The organism is Salegentibacter sp. BLCTC (assembly GCF_015143665.1).
Lineage (GTDB): Bacteria > Bacteroidota > Bacteroidia > Flavobacteriales > Flavobacteriaceae > Salegentibacter > Salegentibacter maritimus.
Genome location: NZ_WYEW01000003.1, coordinates 508,848 through 530,342, shown reverse-complemented (window position 1 = coordinate 530,342; position 21,495 = coordinate 508,848). Strand labels below are relative to the sequence as shown.

At 34.6% G+C, this 21,495-nt stretch carries 20 protein-coding genes; 7 read left to right on the top strand and 13 right to left on the bottom strand.

Annotated features, from left to right (window positions below):
- Positions 1 to 31: 31 nt before the first annotated feature.
- Positions 32 to 1,123, top strand: a complete 1,092-nt coding sequence (gene wecB / locus GUB10_RS05715; RefSeq protein WP_193710466.1) for a non-hydrolyzing UDP-N-acetylglucosamine 2-epimerase — start codon at positions 32 to 34, stop codon at positions 1,121 to 1,123.
- Here wecB and GUB10_RS05710 read toward each other — a convergent pair.
- From GUB10_RS05710 to GUB10_RS05660, 11 genes are all read right to left on the bottom strand, one after another.
- Entirely contained in the window at positions 1,097 to 2,023 is a 927-nt protein-coding gene (locus tag GUB10_RS05710; RefSeq protein WP_193710465.1) for a glycosyltransferase family 2 protein, read from the bottom strand. The two genes, wecB and GUB10_RS05710, sit on opposite strands and share 27 nt — an antisense overlap.
- Positions 2,023 to 2,859 carry a glycosyltransferase gene (locus GUB10_RS05705; RefSeq protein ID WP_193710464.1) on the bottom strand — a complete coding sequence of 279 codons (837 nt, stop codon included), beginning with the start codon at positions 2,857 to 2,859 and terminating at the stop codon, positions 2,023 to 2,025. Before GUB10_RS05705 ends, GUB10_RS05710 begins: the two co-directional genes overlap by 1 nt.
- 203 nt (positions 2,860 to 3,062) lie before the next feature.
- Positions 3,063 to 3,851, bottom strand: coding sequence for a glycosyltransferase family 2 protein (locus tag GUB10_RS05700; protein ID WP_193710463.1), 789 nt, complete (start codon positions 3,849 to 3,851; stop codon positions 3,063 to 3,065).
- A gap of 186 nt (positions 3,852 to 4,037) precedes the next feature.
- On the bottom strand, positions 4,038 to 5,111 hold the full coding sequence (locus tag GUB10_RS05695; RefSeq protein WP_193710462.1) for a glycosyltransferase family 1 protein: 1,074 nt from the start codon (positions 5,109 to 5,111) through the stop codon (positions 4,038 to 4,040).
- Positions 5,108 to 5,977 (bottom strand): class I SAM-dependent methyltransferase, encoded by an 870-nt coding sequence (locus tag GUB10_RS05690; RefSeq protein WP_193710461.1) that lies wholly within the window; start codon positions 5,975 to 5,977, stop codon positions 5,108 to 5,110. Before GUB10_RS05690 ends, GUB10_RS05695 begins: the two co-directional genes overlap by 4 nt.
- A gap of 22 nt (positions 5,978 to 5,999) precedes the next feature.
- On the bottom strand, positions 6,000 to 6,935 hold the full coding sequence (locus GUB10_RS05685; RefSeq protein WP_193710460.1) for a glycosyltransferase family 2 protein: 936 nt from the start codon (positions 6,933 to 6,935) through the stop codon (positions 6,000 to 6,002).
- Positions 6,932 to 7,660, bottom strand: coding sequence for an FkbM family methyltransferase (locus tag GUB10_RS05680; RefSeq protein ID WP_193710459.1), 729 nt, complete (start codon positions 7,658 to 7,660; stop codon positions 6,932 to 6,934). Before GUB10_RS05680 ends, GUB10_RS05685 begins: the two co-directional genes overlap by 4 nt.
- Positions 7,642 to 8,928 (bottom strand): ABC transporter ATP-binding protein, encoded by a 1,287-nt coding sequence (locus tag GUB10_RS05675; protein ID WP_193710458.1) that lies wholly within the window; start codon positions 8,926 to 8,928, stop codon positions 7,642 to 7,644. The genes GUB10_RS05680 and GUB10_RS05675 overlap by 19 nt, the downstream gene beginning before the upstream one ends.
- Before the next feature lie 137 nt (positions 8,929 to 9,065).
- The gene (locus GUB10_RS05670; protein ID WP_193710457.1) at positions 9,066 to 10,037 is read right to left on the bottom strand and encodes a glycosyltransferase family 2 protein; all 972 of its coding nucleotides are present in this window, start codon (positions 10,035 to 10,037) and stop codon (positions 9,066 to 9,068) included.
- Complete coding sequence (locus GUB10_RS05665; RefSeq protein ID WP_193710456.1) at positions 10,034 to 10,993, bottom strand: glycosyltransferase; 960 nt, start codon at positions 10,991 to 10,993, stop codon at positions 10,034 to 10,036. Before GUB10_RS05665 ends, GUB10_RS05670 begins: the two co-directional genes overlap by 4 nt.
- A 634-nt stretch (positions 10,994 to 11,627) precedes the next feature.
- On the bottom strand, positions 11,628 to 12,488 hold the full coding sequence (locus GUB10_RS05660; RefSeq protein ID WP_193710455.1) for an ABC transporter permease: 861 nt from the start codon (positions 12,486 to 12,488) through the stop codon (positions 11,628 to 11,630).
- A 223-nt stretch (positions 12,489 to 12,711) separates the two neighbouring features.
- Between GUB10_RS05660 and GUB10_RS05655 the strand changes: the two genes are divergently transcribed.
- Genes GUB10_RS05655 through GUB10_RS05645 form a run of 3 tightly spaced genes read left to right on the top strand, consistent with a single transcriptional unit; the run spans position 12,712 to position 15,458 of the window.
- Positions 12,712 to 13,425, top strand: coding sequence for a glycosyltransferase family 2 protein (locus tag GUB10_RS05655; RefSeq protein WP_193710454.1), 714 nt, complete (start codon positions 12,712 to 12,714; stop codon positions 13,423 to 13,425).
- Complete coding sequence (locus GUB10_RS05650) at positions 13,422 to 14,150, top strand: bifunctional 2-polyprenyl-6-hydroxyphenol methylase/3-demethylubiquinol 3-O-methyltransferase UbiG (protein ID WP_193710453.1); 729 nt, start codon at positions 13,422 to 13,424, stop codon at positions 14,148 to 14,150. Before GUB10_RS05655 ends, GUB10_RS05650 begins: the two co-directional genes overlap by 4 nt.
- A gap of 6 nt (positions 14,151 to 14,156) precedes the next feature.
- Entirely contained in the window at positions 14,157 to 15,458 is a 1,302-nt protein-coding gene (locus GUB10_RS05645) for a glycosyltransferase family 39 protein (RefSeq protein WP_193710452.1), read from the top strand.
- Positions 15,459 to 16,030: 572 nt separating this feature from the next.
- Here the strand turns inward: GUB10_RS05645 and GUB10_RS05640 are convergent.
- Both GUB10_RS05640 and gmd read right to left on the bottom strand, forming a co-directional pair.
- A complete protein-coding gene (locus GUB10_RS05640) occupies positions 16,031 to 16,966 on the bottom strand; it encodes a GDP-L-fucose synthase (RefSeq protein ID WP_304610892.1) in 936 nt (311 codons plus the stop codon).
- Positions 16,966 to 18,078, bottom strand: a complete 1,113-nt coding sequence (gene gmd, locus GUB10_RS05635) for a GDP-mannose 4,6-dehydratase (protein ID WP_193710451.1) — start codon at positions 18,076 to 18,078, stop codon at positions 16,966 to 16,968. Before gmd ends, GUB10_RS05640 begins: the two co-directional genes overlap by 1 nt.
- A gap of 283 nt (positions 18,079 to 18,361) precedes the next feature.
- On the opposite strand from gmd, the gene GUB10_RS05630 reads away from it, so the two are divergent.
- The 3 genes from GUB10_RS05630 to GUB10_RS05620 all read left to right on the top strand — a co-directional run bounded on the left by GUB10_RS05630 (position 18,362) and on the right by GUB10_RS05620 (position 21,281).
- Positions 18,362 to 19,690: a CDP-glycerol glycerophosphotransferase family protein gene (locus GUB10_RS05630; RefSeq protein ID WP_193710450.1), complete on the top strand. Its 1,329-nt coding sequence runs from the start codon at positions 18,362 to 18,364 to the stop codon at positions 19,688 to 19,690.
- A gap of 13 nt (positions 19,691 to 19,703) precedes the next feature.
- Positions 19,704 to 20,840 (top strand): glycosyltransferase family 4 protein, encoded by a 1,137-nt coding sequence (locus GUB10_RS05625; RefSeq protein WP_193710449.1) that lies wholly within the window; start codon positions 19,704 to 19,706, stop codon positions 20,838 to 20,840.
- Positions 20,841 to 21,053: 213 nt separating this feature from the next.
- Positions 21,054 to 21,281 (top strand): addiction module family protein, encoded by a 228-nt coding sequence (locus tag GUB10_RS05620; RefSeq protein WP_193710448.1) that lies wholly within the window; start codon positions 21,054 to 21,056, stop codon positions 21,279 to 21,281.
- The last annotated feature ends 214 nt before the right edge of the window (positions 21,282 to 21,495 follow it).

Here is a 21,495-nt window from a genome sequence, read left to right as displayed (position 1 = left end):
TTTCCTAAATTCGCTTAAATAGATTCTCTAAATGAAAATAGACCTTATAGCCGGAACAAGGCCCAACTTTGTAAAAATTGCTGCTATTATTCATGCTATAGAAACCTATGGACCACATATAAAATATCGATTTATTCATACCGGACAGCATTATGATAAAAACTTAAGCGGTAATTTTTTTAAAGACCTTGAAATCTCCAGTCCGGAAATAAACCTTCAGGTTGGAAGTGGAAGCCAGGCCGAACAAACCGGAGCGATCATGCTAGCTTATGAAAATCTTTTGCGCAAGGAAAAAAGCGATATATGTCTTGTAGTGGGAGATGTTACTTCCAGTATGGCATGTGCCATTACAGCCAAAAAAATGGGGCTTAAAATTGTACATGTAGAAGCCGGACTACGCTCTTATGATTGGTCTATGCCCGAGGAGATTAACCGAATACTAATAGACAGTATAACCGATTATTTTTTTACAACCACTCTCCAGGCCTCAGAAAATCTTTTTAAAACCGGAAAAAACAAAGAACAGGTATTTTTTGTTGGCAATACTATGATTGATACTCTCCTAAGATTTAAAACAAAATTCCAAAAACCTGAGATTTGGGATCGTTTAGATCTTAAGAAAGGAAACTATCTTATACTTACCCTACACCGGCCGGCCAATGTAGACGAAGAAAAACAATTAAAAGGTACTATTAATTGTATTTTAGAAAATTCTAATAATCTCCCGGTTATCTTTCCGGTACATCCCAGAACAAAGGCTATTATCAAAAGTCTAAATTTTAAAAACGAAAATTTATTTTTAATTGAGCCGCTTGGCTACCTGCATTTTAATTATTTGGTGGCCAATGCCAAAGCCGTGCTTACTGATTCTGGCGGAATTACCGAAGAAACCACGATTTTAAATGTTCCCTGTATTACTCTAAGAGAGAATACCGAACGTCCTGAAACCATAGAATTAGGCACTAATATACTTGCCGGAACCCAGACCAAAGCAATTAAAAAAACCTTAGAGAAATTATTTAGCGATCCAAAACTAAAAACTACAAAGATTCCCGATTTATGGGACGGAAATGCGGGGAAACGCATTGTAAGCATATTATCGGGAAAAGATTTTTCCTTTTAGCAAAAATAGCGGGCGCAAAACCGGATATGTTTTAAAACCAATTGTATATTTAAGCTTTTCAAAAAAACCTGCCCCTGAATAATGAAGGGTGTTATCTATAATTTCCAGCGATTTTAATTGAAATCCCAATTGAATAAAGAATTTTTTAAGTCTTTTTGAAAGCAACTTTTTTTCTCCAAGATGCTGTATAATTAAATTTGAACCGGTGATTTTTGAAGACAGGCGTTTTTTATCTTTTCTATAAAACTCTCCCGTGTTTGAATTTCGATGTTTCCTGCCAAAATATAATTGTTTATTTATTGTAATACCTTCTAGACCTGAGCTTAAAATCCGAGTGTAAAACTCCCAATCTTCGGCATACATAAGACTTTCCTCAAATCTACTCTTAGCTATACTTGACTTTCTCCACATTACTTGACAGGAATTAAATGGAATTTCGTTTTCAATCACAGCTTCCAAATCTCCCGAATCAATTTTGTTTGTGGTATAACTTTCAATAAACTCAATTTTTCTCATAAACTGGCCGTAAAAGGTATCTCTAAGGTATCTGCAAAAATCATAATTAGACTTTTGCAATTCAGCTACTGTTAATTCCAGCAATTGCGGATGAGGAATATCGTCATCATCAAAGAAAATAACAAATTCTCCCCTAGCCAGGTCTAAGCCCTGGTTTCTACACCCCGGCAAACCCTTTTTATAATCTTTTGATCTGGGAAGATAAGTAAAGCGCGAATCTTTGGAAGTATACTTATCAACAACATTAGCTGTATTATCCTCACTTCCATCATCGATAATTAGGCATTCCCAATTTAAAAAAGTTTGATTTTTAATTGCATCCAGACTCTCCAAAATCAGAGCAGCTCTGTTGAAAGTCGCCATTATAATTGATATTTGAGCCATTAATTCTGTTTTCTTTTAAAAAGGCCTAAGAACCTAAAAGGCTTTAAAATTTTATTACCAATTTTATAGTCCAAACTATCCATAACCTGTTGCTTAAAAGCTTCACTTCTTCTATTAGATTTTAACCATTCATGAATAAATAAAGAGAAATGTTCTTTATATAAATCTGCATGTTTATTATAAATATACTCCAGAATATCATATTTTTTAAGATTAGCCTTTTCATTTCTGGAATTTTGCTTATTTCTGTAATTAAAGAGGACTTCGGGAATTATCGAAGCATGACCTCCGCTTTTTAGAAGCCTTATATAAAATTCCCAATCTTCAAACCCTTTTTGCATATTGACATCATAGCCTCCCACAAGATCAAAGTCTTTTTTTCTAAAAATCACACTAAGAACACAATTCTTTAGAAGAAAATCTGCCAATATACCACCTGTAGGTTTAAATAATCTCGCATTTTCTTCACTAAACCATTGGGCGTAACAACTTACGAGTTTGACACCTGTCTTATTATTAAAGACATTTATAGCTTTTGTGCAAAACTCACTTTCATAATAGTCATCACTATCCAAAATCATAATAAACTTCCCGCTTGAAGCTGCAATACCATTATTCCTTGCAGCGCTCGCACCCAAATTTCCTTGAGTAATCAATTTATCGATTTTCGGTTTCAGTCGATTAAGAATCCTTTTGGTCTGTTTATTTGAGCCATCATCAATAACAATAATTTCTATATTCTCATAAGTTTGGTTTAAAGCTGAATTTACTGCCTCCTGGATATATAGATGATCGTTGTAACAGGGAATAATTATAGAAACTTTATCTTCAAACATCGTCTAATTCTAATGTCCTAATTTAAGTTAATAATCTAACATAAAATCTATCCAATTCTGCTAAAACTGAAGATTTAAATTTTTAATATTCATTGATTTTTTAAATCATTAAAAAATATTTCCAAATGGATGCGTAATTATGTACGATTTACCATTTCTTACCTTTAAAAGTATTATGAGAGTTGGAAAAACAGCCTATTATCTCAGAACTTCTTTAACATTCCCAACTTTATTAACAAGTTTATTTTTTTAGATTTTCTTAAATTCCGCAAAATAAATTCAATTTGTTTTAGTTCTTCCATCTCTGGAAGAATTGCACTAAAGTGTTCATTTAAAACATCTTCTTTTTCTTTATTTATTTTATTAAAATTTTTTGGATTTGAACTTATGCCATCAAGATAAAAAGTAGAAAGAGTTTGATCAACTTTTAAATAAGTACAATTATGTTTAAATAAGGTGAGGATTAGAAATTTCCAATCTGAAACAATTGATAGGTTTTCATCAAATTTTCCTGCAATTAAAAATAACTCCTTTCTAATTAATATCGCCTGATGACAAAGAGTTGCATTTATAAAATAGGTGAAACGCAATTTTGATGGATACGAAACATTTTTTTTTGTTTCCCCCTTTATAATATCAATGTTAAAGTATATTAAATCAAAAAGCTTAATCTTATCCTTAACTTGATTAAGTATATCCTTACCGTTCAAATTGTCGCCACTATTCAAAAAATATAAATACTCTCCATTAGCAGCTTTTATTCCTTTATTCATAGCATTATAAATCCCTTTATCGGGCTCACTCACCCAATAGTCGATTTTATCCTTCTTAGCTTCTATAAACTCTCTACTTCCATCAGAAGAGCCACCATCAATTATAATATATTCAAATTCCTGCCATCTTTGTTCAAGAACACTTTTCATGGTTTTTTTTAAACCTTCCAGGTTATTGAGGTTTACGGTAATAATTGATATTAAAGGTGATTTAGGCATTTGATTTTAAAATTTACAGCATAAAATTATATTTTCATTATTCACTCAAAAATCCATCTTACATAATTACTAAAAAAGATTCTCTAAATTTTCGAAATCTAATCTTTTCAAGACACTGGTTAAAGGCAATTTCAGCAATGAGTGGTTTTTTAACTATGAACTTTATATTAGTATTTTTCTTCTAAATTAAATAAGCCTTGAATATAAATCCATTGTTTCTTTACGGCATTTATCCCATGAAAAATCATTCAATCGGTCTTCTCCTGCTTCTATTAGCTCCTTTTTCAACCCTTTATCAGATAATACTTTGATAATCGAGGTCCTTATAGATTCAACATCTTTAGGATCAAAATAAACAGCTGCATCACCAGCAATTTCTTTTAGTGATCCTCCGGAACTAGTTACTACAGGACATTGTGTCGCGAAAGCCTCTAGCAATGGCAATCCAAAACCTTCATACAAAGATGGAAATACAAAACATTCCGCATTTTGGTATAGATATGCTAACTCATTGTCATTACTACAGTAATAATGTTTTACAATGTGATTAAGTTGCAAATCATTAATCCATTTTTTTTCAATAGCATTGAAGTTAGGCCCTGTACAAATAAGAATTAGCTTTTTATTTTTACGAATCAATGGAGCTACAGCAATTAAAAAAGTTAAGAAATTCTTATAAACACTCCTGTTTCCTGTAAATAAAAGATATTCTCTTATCTCAAAATTAAAATTAGGTTTTGAAGCCTGAATAGATTTAAAATTAGTACCATGGTAAATCACTTCTATTTTATTCGCCGAGGTCCCAAAAATTTCGATAATATCTTTTTTTGTTGTTTCTGAAATTGCAATTATTCTATCTGCCGCATCACAAAGTCGACGTTTGTTTATTGAATCGGGACTGGAACCAAAATATTCAGGAAACTTTTCGTGAATCATATCATGAACCGTAAGCACAAAGGGTTTTTTAAGGCTTTTCAAAAAATAATTATTATAATAAGTTGGATGAAAAACATCAAAATCCAGTCTATTTAACTGAGCATTATAAAACTCGTATTTAGAGCTTTTCTTTTTCGTCCCAACAGGAGTAATTTTCAATTTAGACCTTAGCCTATCATATATACTTTGTTTTGCCGGAGGTCTATATTGAAAGAGCGGCATTCTCTCAATATCGCTATTTTCACGTTGCAATTCATTAAAATAACGACTAATCCCACCAAATTTTTGATTTTCATAAACCTGATTATCTATGAGAATTTTCATTTTGATTTGTTCTCTTGATTATTAAGCTTCCTTTTAACAAATTCAAAGTCTTTCAATGTCAGAGAAGGAGGTAATTGTGTATAACTATGTTTATCCTCAATTTTATTCAAACGATTATATAACCTTTTGATAATCCGCCTGGCTAAATTTGGTTTAATAGAAATATCCTCATTTTTTATAAACGGATTTTTTAATTCATTTTTCGAGAGTATATGTAGGCTGACACGGTCCGTATATAGGTTTAGACCTAAAATATCTGCGATTTTTTCTAATGATGTCACATTATAAAAGGAAACATGTTGACCTGTTTCAGGAGCTACATACCACCAATCTTCTAATTCTTTTTTTTCTTCTGATGGTTGTAACTCTGTAGAAAAAAGTAAAACATCTGAAAAATTCAGCATCCTTTTAATTTCGTCAAGAGGTTCTACCAAATGTTCAAAAACTTCAAAAGCCGTTAAAATATCAAATCGGATTCCCTTAGGTATATCTTTTAAATCAAAGAATCTAGCATAAAGATTATCTGCGTATAGATCATAACGGTAAAAATTATAACCTAAATCTCGCATCATACGTGTGAATATGCCTTCTCCTCCTCCATAATCTAAAGCTCGAAAATCTAAAAAATCATTAAACAGTTTAAGCAAAATATTTGTGGTTTTTCTCCTTAATAGTAGATTTCGGGAAATAATCCCGGTATCCAAAGCACTAATAGCCCCTGAAGAATAAGCCTCATCAAGCCAATAAGGTTCTTCGGTTTGAAGAAATTTACATTTTTTGCATTGGTAGTAATTCACCTTATACTTCCCTAAAAGGTTTTTAAAAAAAAGGTTTTTTGTTTTACTAGAACAAATTCTACACTCCATAAATCCTTAGATTACATTTGATTCAAATTAAATTCATCCGTCTTAGAATCTTAGAAGCAAAACTCTTCATTAAAGAAAACTTAGATTTCTTACGTTTAAACTTTACGTTAAAACTTTTTTTTATGTTTTTGATGACTTTTCTATTTAATTCTACGTTCCTCTTTACAACCTCAACTCTATCATTTGACATTTTGCTTTTAGAATAATAGTCATCGTACCCGCAATGAACTCCACTATTATCAAAACCTATATTTTCAATTAAAGATTTATTAGGATAAAGAAAATATGCATTTTCTAAAAACATAGACACATAGAGTCTAACTGCCCAAGAATCATTTTTACCAGCAATATGATCTTTCAACATTCCATAAAATGCATTGCTTCCAAAATCAAGTTTTTGTTGAAAGTTTCTATCTTCAACTTCCTTCAATAACTGGATGCCATTAAAATTCACTTTATCCCATCTATCCTTCCAGATTCCGAAACTCCAAGAGCTTGCAATAGGTAAAAAGTACGTAGGTTTCTTGATTATATTTAAAGAGGGATATTTATATCCTGAAATTCCAAAAACCTTTTTTTCATTTTCATAGAGTTGAAGAGCTTCATTCATAAATTTCAGGAAATATTTTCCCGTAACGATATCATCTTCAAGAACTATTACTTTTTCATGTTTTTCAATTATTTCTGAAACACCTGTTATAACAGAGTCTGCTAATCCTAAATTTTGTTCTCTTTCAATAATTTTAACTTCTCCGCACCATCTTTTTTCACGTATTAGCTCCCTAACTTCATAGATCCAGGAAATTTCATTTTGATCAGCATTCTGTTTCGCTCCGTCACTAAAAATATATAGCTTACTCTCCCCTGCTAGGGTATTGGCTTTTAAAGATTCAAGCACCTGCCTTGTATGCCAGGGACGGTTATATACAAATAGTACTATGGGAGCTAAATTTTTCACTTTTCTTTTATAAATATTAAGGTGTTAAAGGTTTTCGCAATCATTTTATATGCCCTTTCCCTTAGAAATTTATATACTTTACTATCAATTAGGTTTTCTAAATCTATATTAAGTACTTCTATTAAAACAACTGAAGGTTTATAAACTGTCCAATCTATTGAATCTAAAACCTTAAAATCATATCCCTCCACATCAATATTCAGAAAATCAATCTGCTTATTACTATCTAAATGCTTATTTAAAACTTGAGATAAAGGAATTGTATTAATCTTTATTTCATCAATAACTATATAATTGCCCTTTCCCGCCTTTTGTTCTGCTTCATTTTTTGAAAAAGTATTTAAGGCAGTTTCATTAAAAATATAATAAGTTAATAATTCATCTTTATCTGAAATTGCGGCCTCAATATTGATATCTTCCGGTCGTACTTCTTTAAATTTCTCCATACTGCCTGGCATAGCATCTATATTAATGCCTCGCCATCCCATTTTATAAAATAAATAGGTGTTTGAAAAACGTTTAGGATGATGTGCCCCTACATCTACGTACAACCCTTTTTGTTGTCCATCAAAAAGCCGTTTTAAAATTAAATCTTCACCTTCCTGTGAATAGGAAAGTGTGGAATAAAGATCTTCCTGAGGAGATTTCAGTGGTGACTGATAAAGATTAATGATTTTTTGCGGAGTTAATTTTAAAATTAACTGCTTTAAATTTTTAAACCCCATTCCCCTTTTATTAGCAGTTTTGATTTTCCATTAAAACCAAGATTACCTGTTTTATAAAAGTCTCCTTTTACCACATTAAATTTTCCCAAAGGAAATTTAGGCCAATCTGATTCTACCTTATCACATTCTATGCGCCCTTTCACAATATATTCGCCTTCATTTAGAGGTAACTCTTCAATTTTACATTCCATAGTGTAACAACCGCTTCCCTCCAAATGCTTTACTTCATTCTGATAAGAGCTGTATAAAACTGATACTAATTCATCATCTGGCGTATGGATTGAGAAACCCAAATCGACTTTCAAACTTTTATTAGGATTAATTATATCAAGAGTAAAAGTAAAAATTACGGAGTCTCCACTTAATACGTTTTCGACTGATTGTCCATTAGGATGAATAATTTCAAAACTTTTAAATTTCGCAAGTCGTGTTCCACTTCGGTTTTCTACAGTGCTTAAATCTTTTGGTATTACTTTTCTTTCATTAGATAAATAGAAATTAATCGCCTTTTCCACTTCGCCTTCAAACACAGACAATCCATTTTCTAACACGATACCCCTGTCACAAAGACTTTTTACACTTGCCATATTATGACTTACAAAAATAACGGTTCTCCCCTCTCCGGTAGAAAGATCCTGCATTTTCCCAATGGCTTTTTTTTGGAATTCAGCATCTCCAACGGCCAGCACCTCATCTACTACCAGAATCTCGGGTTCGAGATGTGCGGCTACGGCAAAACCCAATCTTACGGTCATCCCGCTACTATAGCGTTTTACAGGAGTATCTATATACATCTCACAGCCCGAGAAAGCGATAATTTCGTCGAGTTTGGTTTTAATTTCTGCTTTGGTCATCCCCAATACAGCACCATTCATAAAAATATTTTCCCGCCCGGTAAGTTCCGGATGAAAGCCGGTACCTATTTCCAAAAGGCTCGCAATACGCCCTTTAGTTTTAATACTACCGGTAGTGGGAGCGGTTACTCTAGATAGTAACTTAAGTAAAGTAGATTTTCCTGCGCCATTTTTACCAATAATTCCTAAAACTTCTCCCTGCTTTACTTCAAAATTAATATCGCGCAAGGCCCAAATATAATCTTCGGTAGCTTTGGCACTTCTATCGTTTACCCCACCTACCTTTAAAAAAGGATCTTCTTTTCCACGAAGATGATACCACCAGCGTTTTAGATCGTCACCCAAAGTACCCGTACCAACTTTTCCCAGTCGGTATTGCTTCGAGATATTTTCAGCTTTTAAAATGGTACCCATGGCTTATTTTACAGTATTGGAGTAAGCAGTTTGCAGTATTTTTTCTGCTGGAAAAGTACTAAAATTTATCGGTTTTTAAGTTTGGGGTTAAGGGAAGCTTAGCGTTCAATATGGCAGTTAAGTTCAAAAAGTAGCATTCATCCAACTTTAATCTTAAGATATCTTCTAAATCTTGTATCACCTCTACCTACTAATTTAAAAAGAAAATACAACATTCTAATTCTTAGGATGCTTAGTTTTGAGATTTGTGAATTCCTATTATTATGATCTTCAATAAATAAAAGGCATTTTTCACAACCTGCATAGTTTTTATTGGTGAGGCAAGCTCTAAAAACGGCCAGTATGTTTAAAAGGGTATGTGTTAAGATACCTGAATCATTATCAGCCATATTTATTATTCTTCTCCTTACCTCCAGATAAGAGTTTAGATGAGTTCCGTTATAAGAAAAAAATTCTTCTGAAATTGAAATTTCGTGAGTTCTAAAATATATCAAAGGGGTTTGCAGCACAGCAATATCTTTATTAGAAAAAAAAATACGGCTATAAAATTCTAAATCCTGGGAATTAGAAATTTTTTCATCAAAAAGTCGGTCTTGCTTTATCAACAAGCCTCTCTTCCAAAGTATGCTTGGAGTTCCTGCCGAAAACTTTCCCATAACATAATCCCGGAACACCTCTTTAAAACGAACATAAGTAGTCTTAAAAAATTGCTTTCTCCCTTCTTTTACAGAAAAAGAACGCATTGAAGACAAGCAATAATCGTAGGTGGAATTTGATTTTAAAAGTTCAATTTTTTCCTGCAGAAGATGAGGATCCATCACATCATCACTATCAAACCAATTAATATAATAACCTTTACTCATTTCAAACCCGTAGTTCCTACAGGCATTGGCGCCCTTTAAACGATCTTGCGGTCTAGTATAATAATGGATGCGAGTATCTTTTGCACAGTAAAAATCCAGCAATTCTGCTGTATAATCGATAGAGCCGTCGTCAACGACGATGCATTCCCAGTTTTGGTAAGTTTGAGCGATAACAGAATCTAAAGTCTCCCCTATTAAATGCGCACGGTTATAAGTGGGTATGATTATGGAGGTTAATACGCTCATAAATTGAAATTATAAAAAATACACCTTCTTGAAAATTTAATAGATTCCATTATTCCACCATGTCTAAGTATTAGTGGTATCATTTTAAAATAAAACTTTAGATCCGTCTGTTTAGCATGTCTTGCAAGTTGCTCATAAAACAATAGTAGTTTTAAACGCTGGGAGACACGAAATTTTTCTAAATGAAGAAATATGATGATGGAGAAATAATGATAGCGGGTTTTGTTTTTCAATTCAGTCATGTAATTAGCCCTTGATATATTCTCCAATGACATTCTAAATATCACAGACGCAGAGTTGATGGTGTAAATATACCCAAACTCACTAAAATCTAACCATGCAAAAGTATCAGCACCCCAGCCTAAAGGAAAATGCCTAAAGCCATAGTTTGAGTAAGCTTCTTTTTTAAATACATGCTCGGATAAAGAACCTCTAGAAGAACCCAGAAATTTCTTATAAAAAAAATCAGTTGATTTCTCCAATTCCGGATGTGTATATGTTTTTGAGAATTCATTGGAGTTCTCATCAAATACTCTTGTAGCAAAACGTATCACCTTAATATTTCTAACTTCGGCTTTTTCAAGATGTTTATAAAATTGTTCTACACAATTTTTCTCTAAATAATCATCGTCTGCCAACAACATAACCCAAGACTCTTCATCTATCAACTCAATACAACGCTCCCATTGTTTAGTTAGAGAAACCCCTCCTAAATTACAATCAAACCTATGATAGCAAATATTTAAATGCTTTTTATAGTCTAAAACTATACTTTTTGGATTGGCAGGTGATGCGTCATCTCCAACATACACATTGAAATTTTTATTTGTTTGACCTGCCAGAGATGATAGGGTTTTATTAAAAAAGCTTAATTTGTAATATGGAATTACAATAGCCAATTTTGGATACTGATAAGTTTCTAAATCACTCAACTCTGAATTTCGTTTATTTTTCAAGAGACAGTTTATTGTAAATCATAATTCTTCAAACTTCCCTTTAAAAAGCTTCTCCTATATATTATAAGTTAAAGATATTTCGATAACAAATTGTTGCACTTTCACGTAAACAATCTATGAAATGGATATTATTATTTTCAAGTACAAATACTTTAGCAAGATAAGATTATAACTTATTCATTGGTACGCCCATAAATTGAAAAACTCATATCAATTAAAATAAATATAAGCACATTCCTATAATTTGCACAATATGAAGTAAGCTGTTTGCAGTAATAATTTATCCTGAAAATATTAATGAGATTAATCTCAATCTTTACAGCGACTAAGTTTTCCCTTATAATTCATGGACAATGGCGATTATGCCGGAAAAGTAATAAAAATTTATGGGATTTTCGGTTAGGAGTTATCAGTTGTCAGTTGTCGGTTTGACCTTGCCTGAATATGCTTGCCTTTTTTAGAGTTGTTTATTTTAATTGTTCAATTCCAACCTGGTCGGTTCGTTACTTTACCAGGGAGATTGCATCTATCTTCCTCCAGCATAGCGACCAGAGCTTTAAATCGCTACATACTGCCACTGCCAACTGAGACCGCTTACTGCATACTAAAAAACTGCCTGTCGGAAACTGTGTTTTTAGACCGTATCGATAAAATTCTTTTCGGTTCTGTTAAAAACAATAAGCCCGATTAAAAAAAGTAGCACAGAAAATCCAAGGGTATAGAAAAATCCGCTCCAGCTAAACATCCCTGTATCCAGAAGCATATACCTAAAGCCTTCAATAATTTGTGCCAGGGGATTGTAATTCACCAACCAGGCCAACTCCGGTATTTTTTCTGACACCTCGCTTAAAGGGTATGGTACGGCCGAGATATACATCAGTAAAGAAGTTGCGAAGCCCACCAGCACGCTAAGATCGCGATATTTTGTAGTAAACGAAGAGATTATCATTCCTGCTCCCAGTCCCAATAATGCCATCATTAATACATAAACCGGCAGGAGAAGCAAATTTATATTCGGTTGTAAATGATAACCTTTCAATAAAAAATACCCATAAAAGACCACAAAAATACTTAACTGGATGCCGAATTTAAACAATCCCGCAATCACCGTTTTTAAAGGCATAATCACCCTGGGGAAATAAACCTTTCCAAAAATCCCGGCATTAGACCTAAAGGTACCGGAGGTTTGTGTAAGGCTTTGGTTAAAATAATTCCAGGCTGTTATCCCGGCAAGGTTGAACAAAAAGGGGGGAACATTACCGGTAGGGATATTGGCAATATTATTAAATACCAGGGTAAAGATTATCGAGGTAAATAGGGGTTGAATAAAATACCATAACGGCCCCAGGATGGTTTGTTTATAAACAGTGACTATATCGCGCTTTACAAAAAGGATCAACAAGTCCCTATACGCCCAAATCTCTTTAAAGTTCAGGTCTATAATCTTACGTTTGGGGCTTATCTCGTAGAGCCAATCGTCTTCCGGTTGTTGCAAAGCTTGAAGAAATTTGTGGTGAAATTAAGAAAAATTTTAGTGTTAGGGCTTTTATTGAAAAATATGCTGAATCTATTTCATTATAAAATTGTTTTCAAAAAAATTTATCTTTGGGTAAACTTACCTGTGGAAAGTCCACGAGGTAATGCACGGATATTTTTAAATTTCGGGGCAAAATTTAGAGCTTTTAAATTTAGATTATAAGCTAAACTTAACCAACTACTTGAAAAAACTATCCATTATTATCCCGGCCTACAATGAGGAAAAAACCATTATTCCCATTTTAGAAGAGCTGGAAAAACTGGCACTGGATTTTCCACTGGAAAAAGAACTCATTATTATAGATGATCATTCTACCGATGGCACAGCCGAATTAGTGAATAATTTTATCAATTCAAGCCCAAATTTAGCCATTGTTTATCACCGCCAGGAAGTGAACCTGGGAAAAGGAGCCGCATTACACAAAGGAATTGAACTTGCCGGTGGAGATTATATCATTATCCAGGATGCCGATCTTGAATATGATCCGCAAGAATATAAACATTTACTTAGACCGATGCTTAGTGGTAAGGCCGATGTTGTTTATGGTTCTCGTTTTATGGGCGGAAATCCGCATCGTATTCTATTTTTCTGGCATTCTATAGGCAATAAATTTCTTACTTTTCTAAGCAATGCTTTTACCAATCTCAATTTAACCGATATGGAAACCTGCTATAAACTTTTTAGGGCCGATGTGCTAAAATCACTGGAGCTAAAAGAAAAAAGGTTTGGTTTTGAGCCCGAGGTAACGGCTAAAATTAGCAGAATTCCGGGTATACGAATCTACGAAGTTGGCATCTCTTATTACGGGCGTACCTATGCTGAAGGAAAAAAAATAAATTGGAAAGATGCGATGAGGGCGATGTACTGCATTTTTAAATACAATATTTTCAGATGAAAATTGAAGCTATTTCCGATAAAAAAGGTAAAGAAACACTTGATATTATTGGTGAAGCTGATAATTTCAACCAATGGATGTTTGAAACTATTTTTCCTTTTACAACAGGTAAGACTCTGGAAATTGGCAGCGGACTGGGAAATATCTCTAATTTCTTTCTTAAAGAAGGATCTGAAATTATGTTAACCGATTTTCGAAGTGAATATTGTTCGGTTTTAAGGGAGAAATTTGGAATGTACCCTAATTTACTAGGAGTAGATACAATAGATTTAGTGCATCCTGATTTCGATAATAAGTATAAACAATATTTAAATTATTTTGATTCTGTTTTTACTCTTAACGTTATTGAGCATATAGAAAACGACCGCCTTGCAATCGAAAATTGTAAAAAACTATTAAAACAAGGTGGTAAATTAATTATTTTGGTTCCTTCTTATAACAGCCTTTATAATAAATTTGATGAAGAACTGGGGCATTTTCGTAGGTACACTAAACAGTCTTTATCTAAATTGTTCAAGGATAACAACCTTGAAATTTTACATTCACGATATTTTAATTTAATTGGCATTACAGGTTGGTTTTTTAGTGGAAAGATTCTAAAAAAAGATATGATTCCAGCATCACAAATGAAGATTTACAACAAATTGGTTCCTCTCTGGAAGATTCTGGATAAACTAAGCCTGAACCTGTTTGGCTTATCTACTATAATAATAGGACGAAAATAAACCGGCTTGACGTTTCAACCCATTCATATAAGAAATTTTAAAATCATATGCGGAATTCCCCTCTTTGTTATTCTAATATATAATTTCAAAGTTTCAAACTCTTTAAAATATGAAGCAAATGGTGATGCTTTTGATTACATTCACCTGGCAACAAGCCTTGGAAAAACGGGAGTATATGGGCATACTTCATTTAACCGGGGGGAGCTTTTAGAACTGTTTAAAACAAACAAAATAGAACATCTTAAAGTAAATGAAGCCAAACCCACAGCCTTTCGACCTCCTGTTTGGCCTTTTTTAATAGCCGGCATATTTATTTTATTCGGTTACAATCTCACCTATATTCTTATTTTTAAATTCCTACTCCATTTATTGGGGATTTTTATCGTCTATAAAACGCTAAAACTTTTAAAGTTAAAGGAGGTTCTTATCATTTTTGGTTGCTTCCTATATGCCATTCATCCCGCCTGGCAATTATATTCCCGGGTCTTCCTGTCTGAACCCATAACCTTCTTTTTTATGAGTTTGTGGGTTTATTTGCTGATAAGGTATATACAACAAAAAGAAGGTTTTTTTATCCAATCTTTGGTTGCGGGAATTATAATTCTTTCGCATCCCTATTATTTATTTTTACCCTTTTCAGTTTGGCTCGCCCTCTTTATTTACAAGCAATTCAGTTTTAAAAAATTATTTATAAGTGCAATTATTTGCATTTCTGTAGTATCTGTATGGTTTATTAGAAATTATATGGTACTGGACGCAAACCAGGTTGTGCTTACTACCTCTTCGGGAGCTGTAATGGCTAAAGGCTGGAATAAAGATGTTCCTCGTCTACATACCAATACAAAAGGTGATCTTGCCGATGAGACCCTTGTATTAAAGGACTATAGTTTTAATGAAAAGAAATCTCGCAATGAAGTAGCAAGAATGAATTTATACAAAGATGCTACCTTAGATTTTATCAAAACCAACCCCGATCTTATTTTTCCAATTATTGGAAAAAAATTAATAAGTGCTTTTAATCCATTTCCCGAAACGGCCCGGCCCGGTTTTTTGGAAACAGGTCGTGTTATTTTCCAGGTTTTGGCACTTTTTACGCTAATCTTTTATGTATTCTTTTCAAAAAATAAATACTTGCGTTCTTTTGCCATAGCCCTGGTATTCTCTACCATTGCAATTAGCGTGGTCACCTATTCCGGTTTTCGGTTTCGAATGCCACAAGCAAGTTTAGAGCTTTTATTGATGCTTGCCATGTTGGGAGAGATCTTTCCTGCATTAAAAACTAAGCTACAGAAAGGGGGGCAACTCTAGTAGCTTACTATCAAACACTTCGACTTTCGACTCCTGCGTCGTCGGCTCAGTGTGACAACCCGTTTTAATAGTTGTTTTTTTACAAACCAGGAATGGCAGGCTGAGCCTGAATAAACGAACGGGAGGACGATTATTCAGAAAGTCGAAGCAATGTCAGGCTGAGCCCATATTTCTGCCAAGAGGGCTGGAATATGGAAAGTCGAAGCCGGCTTTTTTTAACTTTAACTCTAGCGACCAACTAACAAGCACTTCGACTTTCGACTCCAAAGTCGTCGGCTCAGTGTGACAAATCGTTTTAATAATTAGCTTTTTTTACAAACCAGGAATGTCAGGCTGAGCCTGAATAAGCGGCCGGGAGGACGATTATTCAGAAAGTCGAAGCCGGATTTTTTAAACTTTAAAATCTAGCGACCAACTAACAAGCACTTCGACTTTCGACTCCAAAGTCGTCGGCTCAGTGTGACAAATCGTTTTAATAATTGCTTTTTTACAAACCAGGAATGTCAGGCTGAGCCTGAATAAGCGGCCGGGAGGACGATTATTCAGAAAGTCGAAGCCGGATTTTTTAAAAACTACAAAAACGTATCTTTATAAACCTGCTCAATCCCTTTATGAAGCGAAATTTTAGCTTCCCAACCCAACTTATTAATTTCAGATACATCAAGAAGCTTTCTGGGGGTACCGTCGGGCTTGCTAAGATCATGTACAATCTTCCCTTTATAACCCGTAAGTTTTTTAATGAGCTCGGCAAGTTCTAAAATACTAATATCCTTCCCGGTTCCTATATTCAGAGCAGTTTTAACAGACGCTCGCTGCATTAAAAAAAAGCAGGCTTCAGCAAGGTCATCTACATGCAAAAATTCCCGTTTGGGTGTACCGCTACCCCATAATTGAACAGGTTCATTACTACCTGTTCTCTCACTTTTTATTTTAGCTTCATGAAACTTACGAAGTAATGCAGGTAGAACGTGCGAGTTTTCAGGATCATAATTATCTCCGGGACCATATAAATTTGTAGGCATCACCGAAATAAAATCACAGCCATACTCTTTAGTATAAGCCTCACATAGTTTTAGACCCGCTATTTTCGCCAGGGCATATGCCTCATTGGTAGGCTCTAAAGCCCCGGTCAACAAATATTCTTCCTTAATGGGTTGCGGTGCATGCTTTGGATAAATGCAGGAAGAACCTAAAAACAATAATTTTTTCACTCCCGAAAGATAGCTCTGATGGATTATATTATTCTGAATCATCAGGTTCTCATACATAAAACCTGCAGGATGATTTTGATTGGCAACAATACCACCTACCCTGGCAGCAGCAAGAAAAACATATTCCGGTTTTTCCCTTTCAAAGAATTCGGCTACGCTTTGTTGTTGTGTAAGGTCCAGGTCCTTACGCCTGGCAAACAATAGATTTTTAAAACCTTCTGCCTCAAGTTTTCGCACCAAAGCCGAACCTACCATTCCACGGTGTCCGGCAATATAAATTTTTGAATCTTTCAGCATCATTCGTGGTAATTTAATCCCTTAAACCCATTAGCATCAAGAAGTTTTTCCTTTTTAAAAAACTCAAGATCGGCAAGTACCATTTCTTTCACTAGCATTTTAATATCATATTCCGGTTTCCAACCCAATTTAGTTTTAGCTTTTTCGGCATTCCCACATAATAAATCTACCTCTGTAGGCCTATGATAATCGGGGTCAATTCTTATCAATGTTTTGCCTATTTCCAATTGAAAATCAGGGTTTTCACATACAATAACTTTTCCAACTTCTTCTGTACCTTTTCCTGAAAAGCCTATTTCAATACCGGCTTCTGCAAAAGCCATTTTTGCAAACTCCCTTACACTGGTGGTGATTCCCGTTGCCAGTACATAATCATCGGGTTCATCCTGTTGCAACATCAGCCACATGGCCCGCACATAATCCCTTGCGTGGCCCCAATCTCTTTTGGCATCTAAATTTCCGAGGTACAGGCAATCCTGAAGTCCCAGTGCCATTCGGGCCACAGCCCTGGTAATTTTTCGGGTAACAAAAGTTTCTCCTCTTCGTGGAGATTCGTGGTTAAAAAGAATTCCATTACAGGCAAAAATGTTATAGGCTTCCCGGTAATTCACTGTAATCCAATAGGCATAAAGTTTGGCCACCCCATAAGGGCTACGCGGATAAAACGCCGTTTTCTCATCTTGCGGTGTTTCCGCCACTTTACCATACAATTCTGAGGTTGAAGCCTGATAAATACGGGTTTTTTCACTGAGCCCTAAAAGCCGTACCGCTTCTAAAAGTCGTAAAGTTCCCGTCCCATCTACATTTGCGGTATACTCGGGAGTGTCAAAACTTACCTTAACATGAGACATCGCTCCCAGGTTGTAAATCTCATCGGGTTGTACTTCCTGGATTATTCGAGTAAGATTCATGGAGTCACTTAGATCTCCAAAATGTAGTTTAAACTTAATGTTTTTCTCGTGCGGATCCTGATATAGATGGTCTATACGCTCGGTATTAAAGAGGGAAGACCTTCTCTTTATACCGTGAACTTCATAGCCTTTTTCCAGCAACAATTCGGCGAGGTAAGCTCCGTCCTGGCCGGTAATACCTGTTATTAATGCTTTTTTCATCAAATTCTTTAAGAGACCAAGATATAAAAGTTTAGATTATTATTAGATATTCCCAAAAAGAGAAGAGCACTTATTCTGAAACAAAATAAGGTAGATGTTCAGTATAGTTATAGTTTTATCAATTTTTGGATTCTAAAACACTCCTTTACAAAAAATCCTATATTTGAATCCAAGCTAAGCATCAACTACCCTGAATTCAAAAAAGAAAATATTAATCCTCCTACCCGATGGGGTTGGCCTGCGAAATTTTGCTTTTACCTCTTTCGTGGAAATCGGGGAGCAAATGGGTTGGGAAGTGATTTTTTGGAATCATACTCCTTTTAATTTAGAAAAACTGGGGTATAAAGAGATAAAACTGGAGGGCAGGGCAAATGCAAAAACCGACCTGCTAAAAAGAGCAAAAATTGAGGCTGAACTCAATTATTTTAGTCGAAAATTCAAAGACCCGGTCTATCAAACCTATAAGTTCGCAAATTCCCACCAAAATCTTAAAGCAAAAATAAAAACCGGAATAGTTCAGGGATTAGTAGCCACTCATAAAGGTGAAAAGGGACTACAGAGGCTAAGAATTAAGATGAAGTCTTCCGAACGTAAAGGAGCTTATTACCAAAAGTGTAAAGAAATACTGCAGGAGGAAAAGCCAGACCTGGTATTTTGCACCAATCAGCGGCCGGTTAATGCTATCGCTCCACTTACCGCCGCCCAGGATCTTAAAATCCCTACTTCTACTTTTATCTTTTCCTGGGACAATTTACCAAAAGCCACTATGGTAGTGGAAACCGATTATTATTTTGTTTGGAGCGAATATATGAAGGCTGAATTATTAAAATATTACCCGCAGATAAAGGAACCGCAAGTACATATAACCGGAACCCCACAGTTTGAGCCTCATTATAACGCCGATTTGAGACAAAGCCGGGAAGATTTTTTTAAAGAATATGGACTCGATTATACAAAAAAGTATATCTGTTTTAGTGGCGACGATATTACCACCTCACCAGATGATCCGGCATATTTAAATGACCTGGCCTATGCTATAAAGCTATTAAATGCAAAAGGCCATAACTTAGAAATCATATTCAGACGCTGTCCTGTAGATTTTTCAAACCGCTACGATGGAGTTTTAGAAAAACATAGAGAAATCATTACATCCATAGCCCCCATTTGGAAAAAAACCGGGGATAATTGGAATTCTGTATTGCCCAAAAAGGAAGATCTTAAACTTCAAATAAATACAATTTTGCACTCAGAACTGGTAGTAAATTTAGGTTCTTCTATGGTTTTTGATTTTGCTATTTTCAAAAAGCCTTGTTTGTACCTTAATTATGAGGTAAAAGCCAAAACAAAGGCTTCCTGGAGCCATAAAAAGGTCTATGATTTTGTGCACTTCAGGTCTATGCCCACCGGCAAAGAAGTATTTTGGTTAAATTCAAAAGAAGAAATCCCGGCAAAACTGGAAAAAGCTTTAAAAAATCCAATGCAGAAAATTGAAAAAGCCCTTGAATGGTATAAAAAAATAAATACTTTTCCGGCAGATAAAGCTTCGGAAAGGATTTGGAGAAAATTAGAGATTATTCTGGATCAAAACACACTGAAAACTGAGAACCGATAACTCAAAACTAAATATGCACATCGCCTTCCTTACACCAGAATACCCGCACCCAAAATCAACCCCATCGGGCGGATTGGGCACCAGTATAAAAAACCTGGCGGAAGAATTGGTTAAAAAACAACATCGTATTAGCCTTATCGTGTACGGGCAGGAGACAGATGAAGTATTTGAAGAAGCGGGCATTAAATTTCATTTTGTTAAACAAAGAAATTATAATTTTCTAGGATGGTACCGTTACCGAAAATATTTAGAATCTTACCTTAACAAAATTATTAAGAAAGAAAAAATCGATACCATTGAAGCTCCTGACTGGACTGGGATTACAGCTTTTATAAATCTGACCTGTCCGTTAGTATTAAGAATGCACGGCAGCGATTCCTATTTCTGTAAACTTGAAGGACGGCCTCAAAAGAAAAAAAATTTCTGGTTCGAAAAACTAGCCTTAAAAAATGCCGATCACCTACTTTCTGTGAGCAGGTATACAGCTGATAAAACCCGAGAGCTTTTTAAGCTAAAAAAGAACATTAAAATTATCCCGAATTCTATAGACACCAATACTTTTAAGCCGAACATCACGGAATCTGCACCCGGCAATATTCTGTATTTTGGTAGTATTATCAGAAAGAAAGGAGTATTGGAACTCGCTCATATTTTTAATTTAGTTCATAAAAACAATCCCAACGCCCGTTTAGTTATGGTAGGAAAAGACGTTAGGGATATACATACCGGAAAGTCTACAAAAGAGCTGTTTGAAGAAATCCTGACTAAAGAAAGTCGGGACAAAGTGGTTTGGAAAGGAAGCCTGTCTTATGAGCAGGTAAAGCTAGAAATAATGCGCTCTGCAGTGATCACCCTACCTAGTTTTGCCGAGGCCCTCCCCATGACCTGGCTGGAGGCGATGGCTATGGAAAAAGCTGTAGTCACCTCAGATATCGGCTGGGCGAAAGAGGTTATGATAGATGGTAAAACTGGATTCACTGTAAATCCTAAAAACCACGCCAATTATGCCGATAAAGTCCTTGTATTGCTTAACAACAGGGAACTGGCAGGGAAAATGGGCAAAGCAGCGAGACAGCGGGTTATGGAGAAGTTTTCTACAAAGGTGATTGTGGAGGAGAATATTAGGTTTTATAAATCGGTAATTGACTGATTGGAAATTCGTTAATTCGGAACTGTTCAGCCGGGCAGTGAAAATAAAGCTTTAATTTTTTGAAATTCTTATCCGGAAATAAGGTTCAAATATGTTCATGTTTTTATACAGAACCATTAAAAACCAATTAACTTACTGATATTGAGAATATAAAGAACAAATAAAAAACAAAAAGCAAAAACAATTTTTGTACTTTTGAAATAAAGCAATAAGATGGATACATTAGAGATTAAAGACCGGATCCGAAAATATATTGAACGTGCTGATGATCGTATGTTGATGATAATTAATGCTATTATAGAAGCTGATGAAGGTGAATTATTGCCTAAACCTTATAGAGAAGTTCTTGACAAGCGTTTAAAATATCATCAGGAAAATCCAAAAGAGGGAAAGAGTTGGGAAGAAATACAGGATGCTTTGAAAAAAGAATATGAGCTATAAAATTATTGTAAAACCATTAGCAGAACAGGACATATCTGAAACTGTTAAATGGTTCTACTCTCATGCTACTCATCTTACCGAACTTTTTTTAAAGGAAATTAGTAAATCCATGGAAATACTAAAGGAAAATCCCGAACATTACCAAAAGAGATACAATAGTGTTAGGGTTTGTTTCACTGAAAAATTTCCGTTTGAATTTATTATACAATAGAAA